Origin of the sequence: Polynucleobacter sp. MWH-CaK5, assembly GCF_018687615.1 — a bacterium.
GTDB lineage: Bacteria > Pseudomonadota > Gammaproteobacteria > Burkholderiales > Burkholderiaceae > Polynucleobacter.
This window is the reverse complement of record NZ_CP061299.1, coordinates 610,358-629,588: the sequence shown is the minus strand read 5'-3', so window position 1 is coordinate 629,588 and position 19,231 is coordinate 610,358. Positions and strand designations below refer to the sequence as shown.

At 44.9% G+C, this 19,231-nt stretch carries 20 protein-coding genes and 1 tRNA gene; 9 read left to right on the top strand and 12 right to left on the bottom strand.

Going from position 1 to position 19,231, the window contains the following annotated elements; all coding sequences use genetic code 11:
* Nucleotides 1-10 precede the first annotated feature (10 nt).
* The 3 genes from GQ367_RS03295 to GQ367_RS03285 all read right to left on the bottom strand — a co-directional run bounded on the left by GQ367_RS03295 (nucleotide 11) and on the right by GQ367_RS03285 (nucleotide 1,877).
* Nucleotides 11-727: a Crp/Fnr family transcriptional regulator gene (locus GQ367_RS03295; RefSeq protein WP_215291441.1), complete on the bottom strand. Its 717-nt coding sequence runs from the start codon at nucleotides 725-727 to the stop codon at nucleotides 11-13.
* 108 nt (nucleotides 728-835) lie between these two features.
* Nucleotides 836-1,411: an Rrf2 family transcriptional regulator gene (locus tag GQ367_RS03290; RefSeq protein WP_215291439.1), complete on the bottom strand. Its 576-nt coding sequence runs from the start codon at nucleotides 1,409-1,411 to the stop codon at nucleotides 836-838.
* A 79-nt stretch (nucleotides 1,412-1,490) separates the two neighbouring features.
* Nucleotides 1,491-1,877, bottom strand: a complete 387-nt coding sequence (locus GQ367_RS03285) for a DUF423 domain-containing protein (RefSeq protein WP_251370201.1) — start codon at nucleotides 1,875-1,877, stop codon at nucleotides 1,491-1,493.
* Nucleotides 1,878-2,152: 275 nt separating this feature from the next.
* Here GQ367_RS03285 and GQ367_RS03280 point away from each other — a divergent pair, with 275 nt between their 5' ends.
* The 3 genes from GQ367_RS03280 to GQ367_RS03270 all read left to right on the top strand — a co-directional run bounded on the left by GQ367_RS03280 (nucleotide 2,153) and on the right by GQ367_RS03270 (nucleotide 4,551).
* The gene (locus GQ367_RS03280) at nucleotides 2,153-2,461 is read left to right on the top strand and encodes a c-type cytochrome (protein ID WP_215291437.1); all 309 of its coding nucleotides are present in this window, start codon (nucleotides 2,153-2,155) and stop codon (nucleotides 2,459-2,461) included.
* A 112-nt stretch (nucleotides 2,462-2,573) separates the two neighbouring features.
* Nucleotides 2,574-3,026, top strand: a complete 453-nt coding sequence (locus GQ367_RS03275; RefSeq protein WP_215291436.1) for a rhodanese-like domain-containing protein — start codon at nucleotides 2,574-2,576, stop codon at nucleotides 3,024-3,026.
* A gap of 181 nt (nucleotides 3,027-3,207) precedes the next feature.
* On the top strand, nucleotides 3,208-4,551 hold the full coding sequence (locus GQ367_RS03270) for a DUF3422 domain-containing protein (RefSeq protein WP_215291434.1): 1,344 nt from the start codon (nucleotides 3,208-3,210) through the stop codon (nucleotides 4,549-4,551).
* 2 nt (nucleotides 4,552-4,553) lie between these two features.
* On the opposite strand, the gene GQ367_RS03265 is transcribed toward GQ367_RS03270, so the two are convergent.
* Nucleotides 4,554-6,182, bottom strand: a complete 1,629-nt coding sequence (locus tag GQ367_RS03265) for an NAD(P)/FAD-dependent oxidoreductase (protein ID WP_215291432.1) — start codon at nucleotides 6,180-6,182, stop codon at nucleotides 4,554-4,556.
* 41 nt (nucleotides 6,183-6,223) lie between these two features.
* Here GQ367_RS03265 and GQ367_RS03260 point away from each other — a divergent pair, with 41 nt between their 5' ends.
* Nucleotides 6,224-6,772 (top strand): DUF1415 domain-containing protein, encoded by a 549-nt coding sequence (locus GQ367_RS03260; RefSeq protein WP_215291430.1) that lies wholly within the window; start codon nucleotides 6,224-6,226, stop codon nucleotides 6,770-6,772.
* 5 nt (nucleotides 6,773-6,777) lie between these two features.
* On the opposite strand, the gene GQ367_RS03255 is transcribed toward GQ367_RS03260, so the two are convergent.
* Nucleotides 6,778-8,835, bottom strand: a complete 2,058-nt coding sequence (locus tag GQ367_RS03255) for a sodium:solute symporter family protein (RefSeq protein WP_215291428.1) — start codon at nucleotides 8,833-8,835, stop codon at nucleotides 6,778-6,780.
* A gap of 90 nt (nucleotides 8,836-8,925) precedes the next feature.
* Nucleotides 8,926-10,908 carry an acetate--CoA ligase gene (acs, locus tag GQ367_RS03250; protein WP_215291426.1) on the bottom strand — a complete coding sequence of 661 codons (1,983 nt, stop codon included), beginning with the start codon at nucleotides 10,906-10,908 and terminating at the stop codon, nucleotides 8,926-8,928.
* A gap of 234 nt (nucleotides 10,909-11,142) precedes the next feature.
* Between acs and GQ367_RS03245 the strand changes: the two genes are divergently transcribed.
* Genes GQ367_RS03245 through GQ367_RS03225 form a run of 5 tightly spaced genes read left to right on the top strand, consistent with a single transcriptional unit; the run spans nucleotide 11,143 to nucleotide 15,270 of the window.
* Nucleotides 11,143-12,663, top strand: a complete 1,521-nt coding sequence (locus tag GQ367_RS03245) for a fumarate hydratase (protein ID WP_089515524.1) — start codon at nucleotides 11,143-11,145, stop codon at nucleotides 12,661-12,663.
* Between the two features lie 28 nt (nucleotides 12,664-12,691).
* A complete protein-coding gene (murI, locus tag GQ367_RS03240) occupies nucleotides 12,692-13,504 on the top strand; it encodes a glutamate racemase (protein WP_215291424.1) in 813 nt (270 codons plus the stop codon).
* A 17-nt stretch (nucleotides 13,505-13,521) separates the two neighbouring features.
* A complete protein-coding gene (locus GQ367_RS03235; RefSeq protein WP_215291422.1) occupies nucleotides 13,522-14,133 on the top strand; it encodes an energy transducer TonB in 612 nt (203 codons plus the stop codon).
* Between the two features lie 4 nt (nucleotides 14,134-14,137).
* Nucleotides 14,138-14,851, top strand: a complete 714-nt coding sequence (locus GQ367_RS03230) for a MotA/TolQ/ExbB proton channel family protein (protein ID WP_215291420.1) — start codon at nucleotides 14,138-14,140, stop codon at nucleotides 14,849-14,851.
* Between the two features lie 2 nt (nucleotides 14,852-14,853).
* Nucleotides 14,854-15,270: a biopolymer transporter ExbD gene (locus GQ367_RS03225; protein WP_215291418.1), complete on the top strand. Its 417-nt coding sequence runs from the start codon at nucleotides 14,854-14,856 to the stop codon at nucleotides 15,268-15,270.
* A gap of 28 nt (nucleotides 15,271-15,298) precedes the next feature.
* Here GQ367_RS03225 and GQ367_RS03220 read toward each other — a convergent pair whose 3' ends face one another.
* From GQ367_RS03220 to GQ367_RS03195, 6 genes are all read right to left on the bottom strand, one after another.
* Nucleotides 15,299-15,559, bottom strand: a complete 261-nt coding sequence (locus GQ367_RS03220) for a TIGR03643 family protein (protein WP_215291416.1) — start codon at nucleotides 15,557-15,559, stop codon at nucleotides 15,299-15,301.
* Nucleotides 15,560-15,581: 22 nt separating this feature from the next.
* On the bottom strand, nucleotides 15,582-15,719 hold the full coding sequence (locus GQ367_RS03215; protein ID WP_215291414.1) for a DUF2256 domain-containing protein: 138 nt from the start codon (nucleotides 15,717-15,719) through the stop codon (nucleotides 15,582-15,584).
* A gap of 12 nt (nucleotides 15,720-15,731) precedes the next feature.
* The gene (locus tag GQ367_RS03210; RefSeq protein ID WP_215291412.1) at nucleotides 15,732-16,340 is read right to left on the bottom strand and encodes a phospholipase D family protein; all 609 of its coding nucleotides are present in this window, start codon (nucleotides 16,338-16,340) and stop codon (nucleotides 15,732-15,734) included.
* A 26-nt stretch (nucleotides 16,341-16,366) separates the two neighbouring features.
* Nucleotides 16,367-16,454: transfer RNA gene (locus tag GQ367_RS03205), tRNA-Leu, on the bottom strand.
* Between the two features lie 189 nt (nucleotides 16,455-16,643).
* Nucleotides 16,644-18,572, bottom strand: a complete 1,929-nt coding sequence (locus GQ367_RS03200) for a TRAP transporter large permease subunit (protein ID WP_215291410.1) — start codon at nucleotides 18,570-18,572, stop codon at nucleotides 16,644-16,646.
* Nucleotides 18,573-18,574: 2 nt separating this feature from the next.
* Nucleotides 18,575-19,162: a TRAP transporter small permease subunit gene (locus tag GQ367_RS03195; RefSeq protein WP_215291408.1), complete on the bottom strand. Its 588-nt coding sequence runs from the start codon at nucleotides 19,160-19,162 to the stop codon at nucleotides 18,575-18,577.
* Nucleotides 19,163-19,231: the final 69 nt, after the last annotated feature.

The following is a 19,231-nucleotide window of genomic DNA, read 5'->3' as shown; positions in this document are numbered from 1 at the left end:
AATTTTTAGCTCAAGCACCCTGCTGACAGAATTTCTTGAGTTTCTCTAGGTCGGGAATGTTGACGTAAGATCGTGAGACTTCTGTGATGAGATTTTTTTCGCTCAAACTTGCTAAAGATCGACTCACAGTCTCCAACTTGATATCCATCATTAAGCCCATGTCTTCGCGCTTGAATAAAGGTGAACGCGTTAGGCCATTCTCTTCTTTGGCCAAAGCCAATAAAAATCGGCCAATCCGCAAATCAGCTCGTCCAGTATTAAGCTGTGAAAACCAAGTTTCAGATTGAGACAATGCCTCGCCCCACTTCTTCATCATCTGACGGTGTAAACGTGGAGACTCTTCACCCAAACTAAGTATTAAGCTTGCCGGTAAGCGGCAAAGGTGCACAGGAGTCAAAGCGATTGCGGCATTTTCATGAGGAGCTGATAACAGGGCTTCCATACCAAACAAATCACCTTGCTTGATCAGGCGAACAATTCTCTCTGTGCCATCCTCATTAAGATGTAACAACTTGATAAAGCCTTTGCGCAAGGTATAGACATGCTGGCCTTGGGCAGATTGCTCGTATATTTTTGCGCCAGCCTCAAAATGGAAATCATCTATGGGAGCATGAATCTTGGCAAAGTCATCCTCATTTAATTCAGCGAATAAGACTGAACTTCGTATTGAGCAATTTTGGCAATCACTTTGACCCTGCCAAGCGACTTTGACTTCGATTTCTTTCATAACACCCTTGATTAAGCTCTGATGATGTTACACAGGAAAGAGAAAACCTGCTTGCACGTAAAAATTGGAAGGTAGTACTTGGTCAAACGAAAAAGGAAACAGCAATCGTCAAGCTGTTTTCTTCTTCTTGAGTAAATAAGATCCCCAGTTAAATACTGAGCTCACCACCGGGCCAGGCTTGGCTTTCTTTTTCAGAACAGGTGCTTTAGCGACTGCTTTACCAGCCTTTTTCTTCAATGAAGTACTTGCAACAGCTTCAAACTGGGTCTTGCCTGATTTAACACCAGCCGCAATTTGTTTAGCTGTTTCAGGATCTAAAAGAGAAAAGAGTGAAACGGAGTTCATGTAACCCAGCATTTCATGATGCAAGGTATCCCATAGTGCGTGGCAAGCCAATTGTTGATCTTGCTGCTCAGGCATGATGCCATCCACTGCCAAAATGATTTGGCCCACAGAGATATCTTTTGGATTTCTGGCCAAGGTATAGCCGCCGCCAGGACCCCTCATGCTATCAACCAAGCCAGCATGACGCAGCTTGGCAAATAACTGCTCCAAATAACTCAAAGATACTTTTTGTCTTGAGCTAATTGAAGCCAAAGTTTGGCTAGGCTGATCGGATGCGAAAAAATTCGCTAGATCAACCATTGCAATAACAGCGTAACGACCTTTGGTAGCAACTCTCATGGTTCTAATCTAGCATAAATCAATAAAGTTTGTTAATTCCCCCATGATTTGGGATGAATTTATGGAACTCTTTAATTAATTATTTTTTATAAGTAATTGCTGCTGCGCCCAATGTAAACCAAGCAGCAATTAAGAAGAAACCACCCACGGGAGTGATCATGCCAACTGCCCAAGAAGCCAAGGCAAGGACATAAAGACTGCCTGAAAAAAGCACGGTTCCTACAATCATGAGGACCCCAGCAATACTGAGGGCTCTATTAGGCTTTCCCTGGATCATCAAAGCCACCACCCCGAGCAAAGCCAGCGTGTGAAACATTTGATACAAAACAGCTGTTTGAAACACCTGGATCAAGTATGGGTTTTGAATCACTTTTTGAATGCCGTGAGCCGCAAATGCTCCCGCCATGACTGCTGTTGCGCCCATCAAAGCAGCAAAGCCAAGAAACCAACGATTGATATTGTTCATAAAATCTCCTAGCCCACATCTTACTGTTACTGGGCATACAAAACATGATTTAAATCAAACCTTAAGGTCATTAAAACCCTCTTTATTAGGGCCATATCAATGCAGAAAATATAAATCTGCGAAAAGTAAAATGTTTGGCTAAAATAACAACTTAGGTGCTAATCACTTAGTGGTTTTTGCTAACAGCTAAGTATTAATACCCTCTTAACTTTTTGAACAGTCATTTTTATAATTTCATTTAGTTAGGTAGTTTTGTAATCACTTGGAGAGAACACATGAAATTGATTAGCGCATTAGTAGCATCTGCATTGATGGTGTCTGCACCAGCATTTGCATCAAAAGAAATCGCCAGCAAAAATGCTTGTATGGGTTGCCACGCTGTAGACAAAAAAGTAGTTGGCCCTTCATACAAAGACATCGCTGCTAAATACAAAGGTCAGGCTGACGCTGTTGACAAATTAGCTAAGAAAGTAAAAGTTGGTGGTTCAGGTGTTTGGGGTCCAATCCCAATGCCAGGCAACGCTGCTATCAGCGAAGCTGATGCTAAGACAGTTGTTAAATGGATTTTGGACGGCGCTAAGTAATTAGCCAAGCTGTTCTTATGAAGATGGCTGGTATCCACCAGCCATTTTTTTTGCTCACTAATTATTTGCCCTCAATATTTATTCTAAAAAATTCCATATATTTTTGATCATCATGTTTAAATTTATTTTTACCCTGTTTATTGTCTTCAACACTTCATTGGCCATAGCCGATAACAAAGCCATCGTGATCGATGAAATGGCTGGTTATCTTGATTTTGTTGACTATGGTGGTGGCGTCATTTTTGCTGAGCAAATTCCAGAAGAGGAATATAAAAAGATGTTCATCATTGATGCTCGCGACAAAGGCCAATTTGATAAAAGCCATATTCCAGGCGCCGTGAACATCGAGTGGCGCCAAGTATTGAATAAGCGTAATGAAATCCCCAAGAACAAGTCAGTTCTGATTTACTGCAACACAGGCAGCTTATCTGCACAAGCAGGTTTTGCCTTGCGCATGGCAGGTTATGACAATTTACGAATCTTGCAAGGTGGCTTTGAAGAATGGAAAGCTAAAGGTGGCTTAAAAGCAAATCAAAGAGCAGCTGGGCAATCTAGAAGTCACTAAGACATCAATCACCCAATAAGATACCCTTCTCTCATTGAGTGATTGAAGCATCCAAGCAGTTCATAGACTCACAAAGCCTTCCCCCGGAAGGTTTTATTGTTTTTAAGGACAAAGAAAGTCGGCTTCACAAGCTCCGAATGATAGTATTACGTCTATTATTTTCATTGCAAAGAGATTGGGCATGCGTTCATACGATCATCCACTAAGAACGGTTCTTCACGAAGAGGTTCATGCCCGCCCACCAGTGGCTCTTTGGCCAAGGGATCGCATCCTTAATCAAGCTTTTATGCTCAGTGGCACAGATCGCCAAAAGCAAATGGATTGGGTGAACTCACTCAGCGCACAATCGAAGCAAGCAATTGACCCCAACCATGGTCAAACTTTTCGAATCATTGAATTAAAGCCAGCTCCTCATCGCGTCATTATCAAATGGGAACTTCACGGTGAGTTCTCTTCAATCTCAGCAATCGTCCAGCAAGCAGAGCTCATCAATGATGCACCGATGCTGACACGTGAAAAGATTGAAGCTGATGTGAATCAACTTCTTGCTAGCTTGAATGTCCCCCCTATTCATGAGGCGGGAGGCCTTAGGATTTCAGCGATTGATATTGCCTTTGAAGATCGACCATTATTTTCAGGTGCAACTGAAGTATCTAACTTATTCCCGGGAAGCACCATCCTGGGCAGTACGATTCTTAGCACTCAAAAAGCTCAAATCTGGACTGATTTACAAGTCAATGAGGATGGTTATATTTCATATTTGGTGCCTCATGTAGGCATGGGCTCTCGTCAAGCAGGTCGTGTGGCACGTCGCATCACTGAAGTTGAGATTTACCGCATGGCTTCGATGTTGGCATTCCCTGTTGCTAAAAGCTTATCCGGACCTTTGCGCAATGCCGAAGCTGAGTTATCTGAATTATCAAAACAAATTTCAATGGCACGAGGTCAAGATGACTCAAGCCACCATCAAGACGGTGAGTTTTTAGAGCGAATTTCGGCCTTGGCCTCGAAAATTGAAGAATGGATTTCAGAGCATGGTCTACGCTTTACTGCCGCAGAGGCATACAGTCAATTGGTAGAAAAGAATTTGACGGAGTTGAATGAGACCTCTTTACCGGGTGTGCAAACCTTGTCTGAATTCATGGATCGCCGTTTTGCTCCAGCGATGAGCACCTGCTCATGGACTCAACGTCGCTTGCGTGAGTTGTCCGATCGTATTTCACGCACCACTCAAATTTTGAGAACGCGCATCGAATACGTCAATGAAAGTCAAACACAAGAACTATTGGCTAGCATGGACCGTCGCGCCAAATTACAACTTCGCTTGCAAGAAACAGTCGAAGGCTTGTCCGTACTAGTATTAACTTATTATGCGGTCAGCTTGATCATCTATATGGCCAAAGGCGTAAAGGAACTGGGCTTCATGGTGCCTGCAGAGTTGATTGGTGGCGCATCGGCACCAATCATTGCTTATGGCATCTACGCCTTGAATAAACTCAGAAAGAGAAGATTTAGTAAAAGATAGCCTTAGGATTGTTGCTTGACCAAATCCAAGGCCAAGGCTTCGGCAACTTTGATGCCGTCTACGCCTGCTGACAAAATACCGCCGGCATAACCTGCACCCTCACCAGCCGGGTACAAGCCCCTGACGTTCAAGCTCTGGTAATTGCTTCCTCTGGTAATCCTCAAAGGTGAGGAAGTTCTGGTTTCTACGCCAGTTAAAACAGCATCGTGCATGGCAAAGCCTTTGATCTTTTTCTCAAATGCAGGCAAAGCCTCTCGCATCGCTTCAATCACAAAATCAGGCAACGCCTGCGCCAAATCAGTTAGATGAACACCTGGCTTATAAGACGGAATGACTTTGCCAAACTCAGTCGATGTCTGACCAGCAATAAAGTCACCCACCAATTGACCAGGTGCCTCGTAGTTCCTGCCACCCAGCTCAAAAGCCTTGGACTCAAGCGCTCTTTGAAAATCAATGCCTGCCAAGGGGTTCTCAGCACTACCACCGTAATCCTCGGGGTCAACGTTCACCACAATACCTGCATTAGCATTGCGCTCATTACGAGAGTATTGACTCATGCCATTGGTGACTACCCTGTTCTCTTCTGAAGTGGCGGCCACAACAGTTCCACCAGGGCACATACAAAAGCTATAAACCGCTCGACCATTTTTGGCATGGTGTACCAACTTGTAATCGGCTGCTCCAATCAAAGGATTGCCTGCGTGCGGTCCGAGTCTAGCTCGATCAATCAATGATTGCGGATGCTCGATCCTAAAGCCAACTGAGAAAGGTTTAGGTTCAATATAAACACCAGCCTCATGTAATGCCTTGAAAGTATCGCGCGCACTGTGACCAAGCGCGATGATCACATGACGAGCGGCCAATTTTTCACCACTCTCCAAATTAATGCCTGCCATCTCACCATCTTTGATCTCAAAGCCTGTGACTTTTTGTTGAAAACGCACTTCACCACCCAGGCTGATGATTTCTTGGCGCATCTTTTCAACAACACCCACCAAGCGGAAGGTGCCAATGTGCGGCTTTGCAACGTATGCAATTTCTTCAGGTGCACCCGCTTTGATGAATTCTTGAATCACCTTACGACCATAAAACTTAGGGTCCTTGATTTGACTGTAAAGCTTTCCATCCGAGAATGTGCCTGCACCGCCTTCACCAAACTGAACATTGGATTCTGGGTTGAGAACATTTTTACGCCACAAACCCCAGGTGTCTTGGGTGCGTTCTCGCACTTGTTTGCCACGCTCAAGAACAATGGGTTTAAACCCCATTTGAGCCAAAACTAAAGCAGCAAAAATGCCACAGGGCCCAAAGCCAATCACCACAGGTCGTTCTGATAATGAATTGTCTGACTGACTGTTTGCCTGAGCCACAAAGTGATAACTGGTGTCAGGAGAGGGTCGCACATGTTGATCATGCCCGAACTTAGTCAGAATAGCCTCTTCATTTTTTACAGAAACATCAATGGTGTAAATGAAGGCCAAGGCAATATTTTTACGAGCGTCATAACTGCGCTTAAAAACTATAAAATCAACTAAATCTTTAGAAGAGATGCCCAAACGCTTTAAGATAGCGGCTTCAAGCTCCTCTGGAGCATGCTCAATGGGCAAACGCAGTTCTGTAATACGAATCATAAGGCTATACGATACACAATCTGTCAAAGAAATTGGAAACTATGTCCCAAAATGCCAGCAAAATTATTCAAGAAACTCAGGATTGGCTAATCAAAGCCGTGATTGGTTTGAACCTTTGCCCTTTTGCTAAAGCGGTGCACGTCAAAGAGCAAATCAAGTATGTGGTGAGTGAAGCCACAACCGTCGAGGGATTATTAGAAGACCTGGCTCAAGAGTTGGAATTTTTAGCTGAGGTTTCTCGCGAAAAAACAGACACGACTTTATTGATTCATCCAGATGTATTGAATGATTTTCTTGATTACAACGATTTTCTAGAATTAGCGGATCAATTATTAGAAGACTTGGATTTGGATGGGGAGTTACAGATTGCGAGCTTTCATCCTCAATACCAATTTGCAGGCACCGACATTGATGACATCACAAATTTCACCAACCGCTCCCCTTACCCGACCCTGCATTTGATTCGCGAGGACAGCATCGACGAAGCAGTGAAAGCATTTCCAGAAGCTGAAGCTATTTTTGAAACCAATATGCAAACCATGGAAAAGCTTGGTACGGATGGCTGGGAAAAGCTATTCCCTAAAAAATAAGTTGCTTAAACCGAAGACCGAGCCTCGCGCAAGTAATCCACCAAACGATTAATCACAGGCGGATTCTCTTTAGTCAAATATGAGACCACGAATGCAGCTATAAAACTTGCAGGGATACCAAACGCACCAGATGCAATTGGGTCAATACCAAACCAACGCTCCCCAAACACGCCAGTGATACGTGACACAAAGGGGTAATTCAGTGCGATATATGTACCACTCACAAAGAATCCTGTGAGCATGCCGGCAATCGCTCCCCATTGATTAATTCTCTTTGAGAAAACAGCCAAAATCAACACCGCAAAAAAGCTGGACGCTGCCAATGAAAAAGCAGCGCCGACCAAGAACAAAATATCTCCAGGCCGCAGTGATGTGACGTAGGCCGCAAATAAGGCAACACCCAATAGAACAATTTTTGCTACCGTGACGCGTCGCTGATGAGAAGCGCTTTTGTTGACCAGGTGATAGTAGACATCATGTGAAATCGCATTCGCAATGGTCAATAACAAGCCATCGGCTGTTGATAAAGCGGCTGCCAAAGCTCCTGCAGCAACCAAACCAGAAATCACATAAGGCAATCCCATAATCTCTGGGGCAGCCAAGATGATCATGTCCGGAGAAATTGAAAGTTCTGCCCACTGAACGAAGCCATCTCCATTGATATCAATGATTGATAAAACTGGCGGATCTAATTTTCGCCAATTCAAAATCCAGCTCGGTAAATCCGCATAGGAAATCCCCACCAAATTTTTAAATAGCTCCAACTTCACCATCGCTGCCATAGCTGGAACACTGAAATAGAACAAGGCAACAAATAGCAAAGTCCAAAAAACTGAATAGCGCGTTGCTGATACGCCGGTGGTCGTGTAATAACGCGTCAAGATATGAGGCAGGCTGGCCGTACCAAACATCAAGCAAAAAATAAGAAGAACAAAATTCAACTGATCGAGGCTGGAATCGCCCACACCCTTACTGGATGATGGGTCCATCGATGGAATGGCCGTTTGACTTTTGAGCTGGGCATCTTTTTTCTGAGTCTGCCAAAGCTCATAAGCACTGCCAGGATCTTTGGGGAACTCATTGAATCTCTTTTCAAGGGCCTTCAATTCTTTGAGAGGAATCTGGCTGGTACGCGCTTCTTGCAACTTCCTCTCAGCTTCTTTTTTGCCTTCAAAATAGGAGTCTGGTAATGCTTTTATTTTTTTGTCTAAAAGCATTGATTGCTTTAAATAGTAATCACGAACCTTCTTCTCTTCTGCAGTAACTTCGAAGTCTTTTTCGTGAAACTCAATTTCCTCAAGTACTTTGCCATAGCTTGCCTGAGGAAAAATTGAATTGTGCTTTTTGTAGGAGATCATGCTCAATGGCAAGAGCAAGGCAATCATGAAAATGATGTACTGAGCCACCTGAGTCCAGGTCACTGCTCGCATTCCACCCAAGAAAGAGCAGACCAAGATACCTGCCAAACCAAAGAAGACGCCCACCCCAAATTCAACGCCAATGAAACGATTGACAATCAAACCAACGCCTTGAATTTGAGCCACCAAATAAACAAATGAACAAATGATGGTTGCACCAACCGCCACAACTCTGACGGCTTTACTGCCACCCTCTTTGCCTTGACTGTAGCGTATCGATAAGAAATCTGGGATGGTGTAGGAGCCAAACTTACGAATGTATGGGGCTATTAACATCGCCACCAAACAAAAGCCACCCGTCCAACCAACAATGAATGCGAGACCCTTATATCCAGAGCTGAACAAAATACCGACCAAGCCAATGAAGGTGGCAGCACTCATCCAATCTGCAGCGGTTGCCATACCGTTAAAAATGGCGGGTATCTTGCGGCCAGCGACATAGTAATCACCGATATCAGAGGTGCGGGAAATGAGTCCAATGCTGGCATAAATAGCAATGGTTACAAATAAGAAAACATAGCCCAGCCAAATACCTGAGCCACTGGTCTGCTCAAGCAAACCTAAGAAGTAAACAAATAGCAAAAAACCTGCCGTGAACAGCAAGTAGTAAAAACCTATCTTTTTTGATTCAGACCGAATCTCCATATGCAGATTATGACTCAGACCTAAGAAAATAGGCCGGTACTGTTAGGTAACCGGCCTTAATTACTACAAGATGATGCTAGTCAAGGAAACTTAAATAGCGTGCTTGAGCTGCTCCAAGATCGCTGGATTTTCAAGCGTTGAAGTGTCTTGAGTGATTTCTTCACCTTTTGCCAAAACACGCAATAAACGACGCATGATCTTGCCTGAACGTGTCTTAGGTAAGTTATCACCAAAACGAATTTCTTTTGGCTTGGCGATTGGGCCAATCTCTTTACCTACCCAGTTACGCAAGTCTGTTGCAATCTTTTTCGCATCGTCACCTGTTGGGCGCTTACCTTTAAGCACCACGAAGGCCACAATCGCTTCACCAGTCATGTCGTCTGGACGACCAACCACGGCAGCCTCAGCCACCAATGGATTAGCAACCAAGCATGATTCGATTTCCATCGTGCCCATGCGGTGACCTGAAACGTTCAACACGTCATCGATACGACCTGTGATCGTGAAGTAACCAGTGTCTTTGTTACGGATCGCGCCGTCACCCGCCAAGTACAAAGTACCACCCAACTCTTCCGGGAAGTAGCTCTTCTTAAAGCGCTCTGGGTCACCCCAAATGTTACGAATCATTGAAGGCCATGGGCGCTTCACAACCAAAATACCACCTTGGCCATTAGGCATATCACCACCAGCCTCATCCACAATCGCTGCCATGATGCCTGGCAATGGCAATGTGCATGAACCAGGAACCAATGGGGTTGCACCTGGCAATGGCGTGATCATGTGACCACCAGTTTCTGTTTGCCAGAAGGTATCCACAATCGGACACTTCTCGCCACCAATATTCTTGTAGTACCACATCCATGCTTCAGGATTGATTGGCTCACCGACAGAACCCAAGATACGCAAGCTCTTCAAGTTGTATTTCTTCGGATGAACTGTAGGATCTGTATCAGAAGCCTTGATCAATGAACGAATCGCTGTAGGGGCTGTGTAGAAAATAGATACCTTGTGACGCTGAATCATTTCCCAGAAACGACCGGCGTTTGGATAAGTAGGCACACCTTCGAAAACGATTTGTGTACCACCGCATGCCAAAGGACCATAAGCGATATAGCTGTGTCCTGTGACCCAACCGATATCAGCCGTACACCAGAACACATCACTGTCGCGCAAATCGAATGTCCACTTCATTGTCAACATCGCCCACAACAAGTAACCACCTGTTGAGTGCTGAACGCCTTTTGGCTTACCTGTTGAACCTGATGTGTAAAGAACGAACAAAGGATGCTCTGCGCTCACCCACTCTGGCTCACATACTTTAGGTTGACCAGCAGAAACGTCATGCATCCACTTGTCGCGACCAGCCTTCATTGGCACATCGCCACCAGTGCGCTTGTAAACAATCACGTGCTTGAGCTTCTCGCAACCACCCAAATCCAAAGCTTCATCAGCGATGGTCTTCAATGGCAATGCTTTACCGCCGCGTAATTGTTGGTCTGCTGTGATCAAAGCCACGGCGCCCACGTCCACAATACGCTCTTGCAATGATTTGGCTGAGAATCCGCCGAACACCACTGAGTGGGTCGCACCGATACGAGCACAAGCTTGCATCGCCACAACACCTTCAATTGACATCGACATATAGATAACAACGCGGTCACCTTTTTTGATGCCTAGTTTTTTCAAACCATTAGCAAACGTTGCTACACGGTCATGCAATTCTTGATAAGTTACTTTTGAAACTTCACCGCCGTCTGCTTCAAAAATGATGGCAGTTTTCTTAGCCATGCCATTTTTGATATTGCGATCGATACAGTTATATGAAGCATTCGTTAAACCATCTTCGAACCACTTGTAAAAAGGAGCCTTTGATTCATCCAAAACTTTGGTGAATGGCTTCTTCCAAAATAAGTTTTCTTTTGCCAAACGTGCCCAAGTACCATTGAAATCTTTATCAAAAGCTTTGCACATCGCTTTGTATTGATCCATGCTTGTGATGGCTGCTTGTTTAGCAAATGCTTTTGGTGGGTTAAACACACGATTTTCTACCAACATTTGTTCCATACCGGACATACTTTTCTCCTACTTTCTAGGCAGTGTTTTAGACAATTTTCGAGATTAGGCTTGCGGACTGACAATTGACTGACAACTGCCATAAACTTTAGCCCTCATCAGGGTTACCCCTAGGGGCCACAGGGATATCAGCCCTATTTCCTCAAACACTTAAGATAAACATATAAACGATATCTGTAAAGTGCCACTTTCCCTAGGTAAAATAGCTATCTTTCAAACCTTTATAAAAAAATTATGAGTGCAATTCGCCAAGACGACTTTATTCAGAGCATCGCTGATGGTTTTCAGTACATTTCTTACTACCACCCTTTGGATTACATCACGGCCCTAGGCAAAGCCTATGAGCGCGAGGAAAGCCCGGCTGCCAAGGATGCGATTGCCCAAATTTTGACCAATAGCCGTATGTGCGCTGAAGGCAAGCGTCCTATGTGCCAAGACACTGGTATTGCAGTGGTATTTTTGAAGGTTGGCATGAACGTTAAATGGGACGCCAAAATGAGCGTTTCAGAAATGGTCAATGAGGGTGTGCGCCGTGCGTACAACCATCCAGACAACAAATTACGCGCATCAGTTTTATTAGATCCAGCTGGCAAGCGTACTAACTCTAAAGACAACACACCAGCTGTGATTCATTATGAAATCGTTGAAGGTGATGGCGTTGAAGTGATTTGTGCGGCCAAAGGTGGTGGCTCAGAAAACAAGAGCAAGATGGTGATGTTGAACCCATCTGACTCAATCGTTGATTGGGTGGTTAAAACTGTGCCGACCATGGGTGCTGGTTGGTGCCCTCCTGGCATTCTAGGTATCGGCATTGGCGGCACACCAGAAAAAGCCATGCTTTTAGCCAAAGAGTCTTTGATGGCTCCAGTAGATATTCATGAATTAATTGCCCGCGGTCCAAAAACTCGTATTGAAGAATTACGTTTAGAGATCATGGACAAGGTCAATGCTCTTGGCATTGGCGCGCAAGGCTTGGGTGGTTTAACAACAGTGCTTGATGTGAAGATCATGGATTACCCAACACATGCCGCTTCATTGCCTGTGGCGATGATTCCTAACTGTGCAGCGACACGCCACGTGCACTTCCATTTGCACGGCGATGGCCCAGCTGTATTAACGCCTCCATCAATTTCAGAATGGCCTGATGTTGCTTGGACACCGAACACAGAAAAATCAACCCGCGTTAACCTAGACACACTCACACCAGAGGAAGTGGCCAGCTGGAAACCAGGCCAAACTCTCTTGTTAAACGGCAAGATGTTGACGGGTCGTGACGCTGCTCACAAGCGCATTGCCGACATGTTGGCCAAAGGCGAAAAGCTACCAGTCGACTTCAAGAATCGTGTGATCTATTACGTGGGTCCTGTGGATCCAGTGCGCAATGAAGTGGTTGGCCCTGCAGGTCCAACAACAGCAACGCGCATGGACAAGTTCACCGAGATGATGCTGGCTGAAACTGGCTTGATCTCAATGGTGGGTAAAGCAGAACGTGGCCCAGTAGCAATTGAAGCAATCAAGAAACACAAATCTGCTTATTTAATGGCTGTTGGTGGCGCTGCTTACTTGGTATCAAAAGCAATCAAAGAATCGAAAGTGGTTGGCTTTGCTGATTTAGGCATGGAAGCTATTTACGAATTCACCATTCAAGATATGCCTGTGACAGTGGCGGTTGATTCAACCGGTACTTCTGTGCACAACACAGGCCCTAAAGAGTGGCAAGCGAAGATTGGAAAAATTCCAGTCGCTCAAGCTTAAGTCGACTCTTTTAGGATAGCGAGCAAGCTTGGCGACGATTGGGGTTTTTGATTCAGGCATCGGTGGTTTGACCGTCCTGAGCGAAGCCCTGCGCCAAGCGCCCTCGCACCATTACGTTTATTTAGCTGACTCAGCCAACGCACCTTACGGTGAGAAATCCAGTGACTGGGTCGCAGCCAGAAGCTTGGACTTGTGTCACTGGTTAGTGCGCGAAGGATGCCAGGCACTCATCATTGCTTGCAATACGGCCACTGCTGAAGCCATTGCCCACATCCGACATGAAATGCCTGCAATCCCGATCATTGGCATTGAGCCTGGGGTGAAGCCAGCCGTTCATAAAAGTCAAAATCATAAGATCGGTGTTTTGGCGACTCAGAACACTTTAAAAAGTGACAAATTCAAAGCGCTCTTAGACGGCTTAGAAGGTCTTGATCACGATTGCAAATTAATCACTCAAGCTGGTTTAGGCTTAGTGCCATTGATTGAGTCTGGAGCCTTGGATACAGCAGAAACAGAAGCCTTGTTGCGCGAGCACTTAGCACCGATGCAAGCAGCTCAAATTGATACTTTGGTTTTGGGTTGTACCCACTACCCTTTTTTAGCGCCTTTGATTAAAAAAATCCTTGGCCCTGAAGTTGAAATTATCGATACCAGCGAGGCTGTGGTTAAACAACTGTGTCGTAAATTAGAAGAGCATCATCTGTTGCAATCAGCTCCACCAAGAATCATTCATTTGTATTCCACATTGGATGCTGAAGCCCTATCGGCTAATGCCAAGCAACTAATTCCTGCGGCCTTTGAGCAACACAGCGTTCAAACATCCACAGTCTTTATCTCTTAGCCCTGTTTTAGATCATCATGCAGAGCCTAAGAACTTGGATCCTTGCAAATAAGATCGCTGCATTTGTGGTGTTCATGCATTTATTACTGATTGTTGGATTTCAGTCAGGGATGGATCGAACAAAATCTGCGTCAAACATGGGTGATACAGTTGTTGCTAATTTATTGGATGCAAATCCTCAAAAAGAAAAATCAACGGTGCCTCGACCAACCCCAGTCAAACCAGTTGAAAAAAAGAAAGTGGAAGCCACTCCCACCCCCATCACTACAACCACGGGCAGCTTCACACCACCAAACCAAGAATCCTCATTACCAGCTTCTAGCTTAGGTGGCAGCAGCACCGGTGACCCCAAAACAGTTTCCATCAGCCAAGCTCAATGCAGCGTTCCAGAGCCCTTTTACCCAAACCTATCGAGACGCATGGGTGAAGAAGGTAAAACATTGGTGCGTTTATTCATCAATGAATCTGGCGCTGTTGAAAAAGTAGCCCTTGCACAAAGCAGTGGCATTCATCGCTTAGATCAAGCTGCACTCGATGCAGGCATGCGCGTGCGTTGCAAACCCTTTATAGAATTTGGTAAAGCGATTAAAGTAACGGCTATACAACCTTATATTTTCCGTTTGGAGTAATTGAATGAATCAAACTTTTGGCCTTGCCAATATGTGGGCACAAGGCGACGCTGTCACCAGAACCGTTGCAATCATTTTGTTGGTGATGTCGATTGTTTCTTGGGTCATCATTTTGACCAAAGTTTTAGCACTTTATAAAGTTAAAAAAATGGCCAAAGAAGTTGAATGTTTTTGGCATGCACCATCATTTGATGTGGCTCTTGGTCAAATGAGCACAGACCAAAATCCCTATGGCGATCTTGCTAACAGTGCCCAAGAGGCGATGCAACATCACAATCAACAATCAGGTGCACGCAGCGAACTGAATCAAACGATCAATGCGTCTGATTGGCTCACACGTTGCTTGAAAATCAGTATTGATAAATCTGTGGGTGGCCTTCAACAAGGTTTGACATTCTTGGCTTCAACAGGCGCCACAGCACCCTTCATTGGCTTGTTTGGCACTGTATGGGGTATTTACCATGCCTTGGTGGGTATTGGCACCTCAGGCACTGCCACGATTGACCAAGTGGCTGGCCCAATTGGTGAAGCCTTGATCATGACAGCCTTGGGCTTGGCAGTGGCGATTCCAGCAGTATTGGGCTACAACGCCATCAGCCGCATCAATAAAGTGTTAATTGCTGAACTCAATCGCTTTGGTAATGACTTGTATGCCTACTTCATCACTGGTGCCACAGTTGGTAGTTCTGGCAATACTCGCATCAGCTCTCAGGATTAATCATGGCCTTTGGTAACGAACCAATCGGAGAAGATGACAGCCCACCGATGGCTGAAATCAATATGACACCTTTGGTGGATGTGATGTTGGTGTTATTGATTGTTTTCATGATCACGATTCCGGTGATGCAGCATGCCGTCAAAGTAGACTTGCCACAAGCCAGCAGTCAACGCAATGACGTTAAACCTGAATCAATCAATCTCAGCATTGCCGCGAATGGCCAAGTATTTTGGAACAACTCTCCCATCGATCTAAATACCTTGTCGATTTACGCTCAAACAGCAGCGAAGAAGTCGCCACAACCTGAAGTGCAACTCAAAGCGGATAAAAATGTTCGTTATGAATCAGTGGCGCAAGTTTTATCAACTGCGAAACGTTCAGGATTAACAAAATTAGGATTTGTGACAGAGCCTAACTAAACTTTGATTTGAAGTTTGATTCAAATGTTTATCTAGGTTTGTACTGAGTTGGGCAGTAAGCCCGTTTCACTTCCCCGCTTCGCAAAGCAGCATGTTTGGTACCCCGCCCTGTGACGCGTTTACGCCACATCCGAAACGAACTGGGCTTCATTTCTTGGCGCATCAAATCAATCACCCGAGATTCATTTAAACCATAGGTTTGCATGATGGCATCGAATGGCGTGCGATCCTCCCAAGCCATTTCAATGATGCGCGATACATCTGCTGGTGCGATGATAGGTTTCTTCATGTCAGTGATTGTATTAACAGAATCACTTCTTTGCTCGACAGCGGTCTGAGCAATATTTCACTTCTTCCCAAACTTTTTCCCACTTTTTGCGCCAAGTAAAAGGTCGGCCACAAGTTAAACAGACCTTGGTGGGTAACTCTGATTTTTTGCGCATCTTCATAATAAGTCTGGATTAGCGCTTTGATTTCTGAGGTGGTAAGTCAGTGACTTTTTCAGAATGTTCCCAGTGAGTCTTCCAATTGTCAGCGTATCTTTTGGCAGCATAACTTGAGCGCACGATCATGATGTTCTCAGCGTTGCGTTTTTCCGCCGAATTGGTGAAGTTATAACTGCCTGTGATCACGATGTCATCGTCGATCAACATCACTTTATTGTGCTGTATCGCGTGCTTACCATCACTGCGCACGTCAATGCCAGCTGCCAATAGGATTGGTAAGGTCTCACGGTTGTTTTGGGCGCTTTTTTCATCTTGGATGAGCCCGACATCAACCCCTCTGCGTTTAGCTCTCACAAGGGCCTCTGCAAGGTTTGTGGCTGTGAAGCCATAAGCCATGACTTTGATTGATTTTTTAGAGCCATCAATTTGCTTGATCAAACCTGAGGCTGCGCCAGCAGGTGGCGTGAAGTAAATGGCCAAGATTTCGGCAGGCTGAGGTTCCGCCTGAACGCTCTGCCACCATGACACAGTCGCCAAAAGGCTCAGGCATAAAAAAACCGCCACCCTCTGCCGAGTTTTAGCGGTCATTCTTTGAAACGATAAATTTGTTTTTACTGTTGTCATCAAAAGCACCTAGCTGTTAAGAAGCCTGGTGCCCGAGGCCGGAATCGAACCGGCACGGCTGTTTAAGCCGAGGGATTTTAAATCCCTTACGTCTACCTATTTCGTCACTCGGGCATAGTACTTTTGTCATTGTAGACGTAAATAGTTGTAATTTTTTACATCTGCTTTACTTCTAAATCACTTCAACATCACATCTACTTATTCGTTATTTTGTAACGAAGTCAGCATTTTACATACATTAAAAACAAACCCCGCAAAAAGCGGGGTTTGTTGATTTGATACAACTTGCAGTGGTGCTCTTGTTTACTTATAGAGCACGCCTGGCAACCACATACCGATTGCAGGGAATGTGTATAGCAACACAATCGCCACAACCTGAATCGCCATGAACGGCATCATGCCTGCAAAGATCTGATTTAGCGTCACATGAGGAGGCGCCACACCTTTGAGGTAGAAAGCCGCCATCGCCACTGGTGGTGACAAGAACGCAGTTTGAAGGTTCAAAGCAACCAATAAACCAAAGAACAATGGATCAACTTGGAAGTGACTCAATAATGGAATAAAGATCGGCATAAAAATCACAATGATCTCTGTCCACTCTAGTGGCCAACCCAACAAGAAAATAATGACTTGCGAAAGGATCAAGAATTCAACTGTTGTTAGTCCAAGACTTAAAACCCATTTCTCAATCAACTCTTGACCACCCAGCAAAGCAAACGCTGCTGAGAAGATCGATGAGCCCACGAATAACCAACAAACCATCGCGCTTGTTTTGGCTGTCAAGAACACAGACTCTTTCACAACTTCCATATTCAGTTGCTTATAAGCCCATGCTAAAACAAAACCACCGAATGAACCTAGTGCAGCTGCTTCGGTTGGCGTTGCCAAGCCAAATACGATCGCACCCAAAACAATCAAAATAAGAGCTGCCAATGGGAAGAATGATCCCAATAACATTTTGAAAATTTCTAGTCGCTTAAGGGTCAATGTGTAATAGAACAAGGCGCCAATCAATAAGCCAACACCCAAGGTGATCCAGTACCACATTGGAACAGGAGCACGCTCAGCAGCAACAGCATCACCTGAAGGTAATTCTGACATGCCTGATGATGAAAGGTTTTGTGAATTAGGAGCAGCTTTAGCAGCTACCTTCTCTTCTTCAGCACCTGGTGGCAAAGCAACGCCTTCTGCCTCAGGCTGACTTGATTCTTCAGCAGATTCCAAGCTGATCATGCCGCCATCACTGACCATTTCTACGTTTGTAGAAAATACTTCAACTGGTTTAGTGGCAGAGCCGTACATCGCAGTCATCACAACCGCGAAGAAAACCAATGGTCCAATGATGATCACGAACTGCTTGAACAACTCACCCAAGCTCATATTGCTTGCAGCACGGCCCTTCATCACTGCCAACAATCCAGGCAATGCTCTCTGACTGTATTTAGCAAAAATTTCTGAAGGAGGTGTTAATGGAACACGACGATCTTCTTCAGGCATTGGAGGAGCAAGCTCAGGTTTGATTTTGGCCACAATGATCACGTAACCAATGTACAAAGAAGCTAGCATCAAACCTGGGAAGAAAGCACCAGCGTACAACTTAACCACTGACACACCAGCTGTTGCACCATACACAATCAACATCACTGATGGAGGAATCAAAATACCCAAGCAACCACCAGCTGTGATCGCACCAGCAGATAACTTAACGCTATAACCAGCTTTTAACATTGATGGCAAAGCTAACAAGCCCATCAAAGTAACCACAGCACCAACAATACCTGTTGCTGTCGCGAAGATAGCGCATGTCACCAATGTTGCTACAGCTAGAGCACCCGGCAATCTAGCCAAGGCCAAATGCAAACTCTTGAAAAGCTTCTCAATCAAATTAGCGCGTTCAACCAAATAGCCCATGAACACAAACAAAGGGATGGAGATCAAAACGTCGCTGGTCATGACCGAGAAGGCACGCTGAACCATCAAAGTTAAAGTTCTATCGATTGCCTGCCCAGTACCTTCACCTTGGTTAAGGTATGAGAACAAAGCGAAAATCATGCCCATACCCATCAAGGTAAAGGCTGTTGGGAAACCCATCATGATGGCAACCACCACCAAACTGAGCATTAATAAACCTAAATGACCGTTGGTCATTTCTGATAATGATGGCATTGCAATCACTGTGCCAACAACAATGGCAGCCATGATGCTAAAACCGAAATAAAGTTCCTTACGCATGGTTAAGCGCCCTTCTTTTCATCTTCATGGCTGACCATGGCTTTTAATTTATCAACGTCCACTTCTTCCACATCATGCTCACGCTTTGGCCATTCGCCAGTTTTGAGACAAATGATGCAACGAATGATTTCTGCAAACCCCTGGATCAACAACAAACCACCAGCGATCGGAATGATCATCTTGTACGGATACAAAGGAGGGCCATTGGCCGTTTGAGTGGTGTGCTCATTGATTGCAAGTGAATCAGCAGCAAAGTTCACTCCAGCGTAAACCAAAGCGATGATGCCTGGAATGAAGAACACGAAATACAACAATAAATCTAAGGCTGCTTGCGTTCTTGGCTGGAAAAAACCATAAAGAACGTCACCGCGCACGTGGCCATTTTTTGACAAGGTATAAGCACCTGCCATCATGAACAAAACGCCGTAAAGCATGTAAGAAATATCAAAAACCCAGTCATTAGGGCTATTGAAAATGTATCTTGAGACCACTTCCCAGCAAATCATGGCAGTTAACAAAACCACCGCAAAGGCTGAAATCTGACCAGCCCTGGTAGATAAACGATCTACAGACAATAAAAATTTTTGCATATGTCTCTCGAATTATTTTTATAGGTACTAAACAACAAACACCCACCCAGTATAACCAGGTGGGTGCTT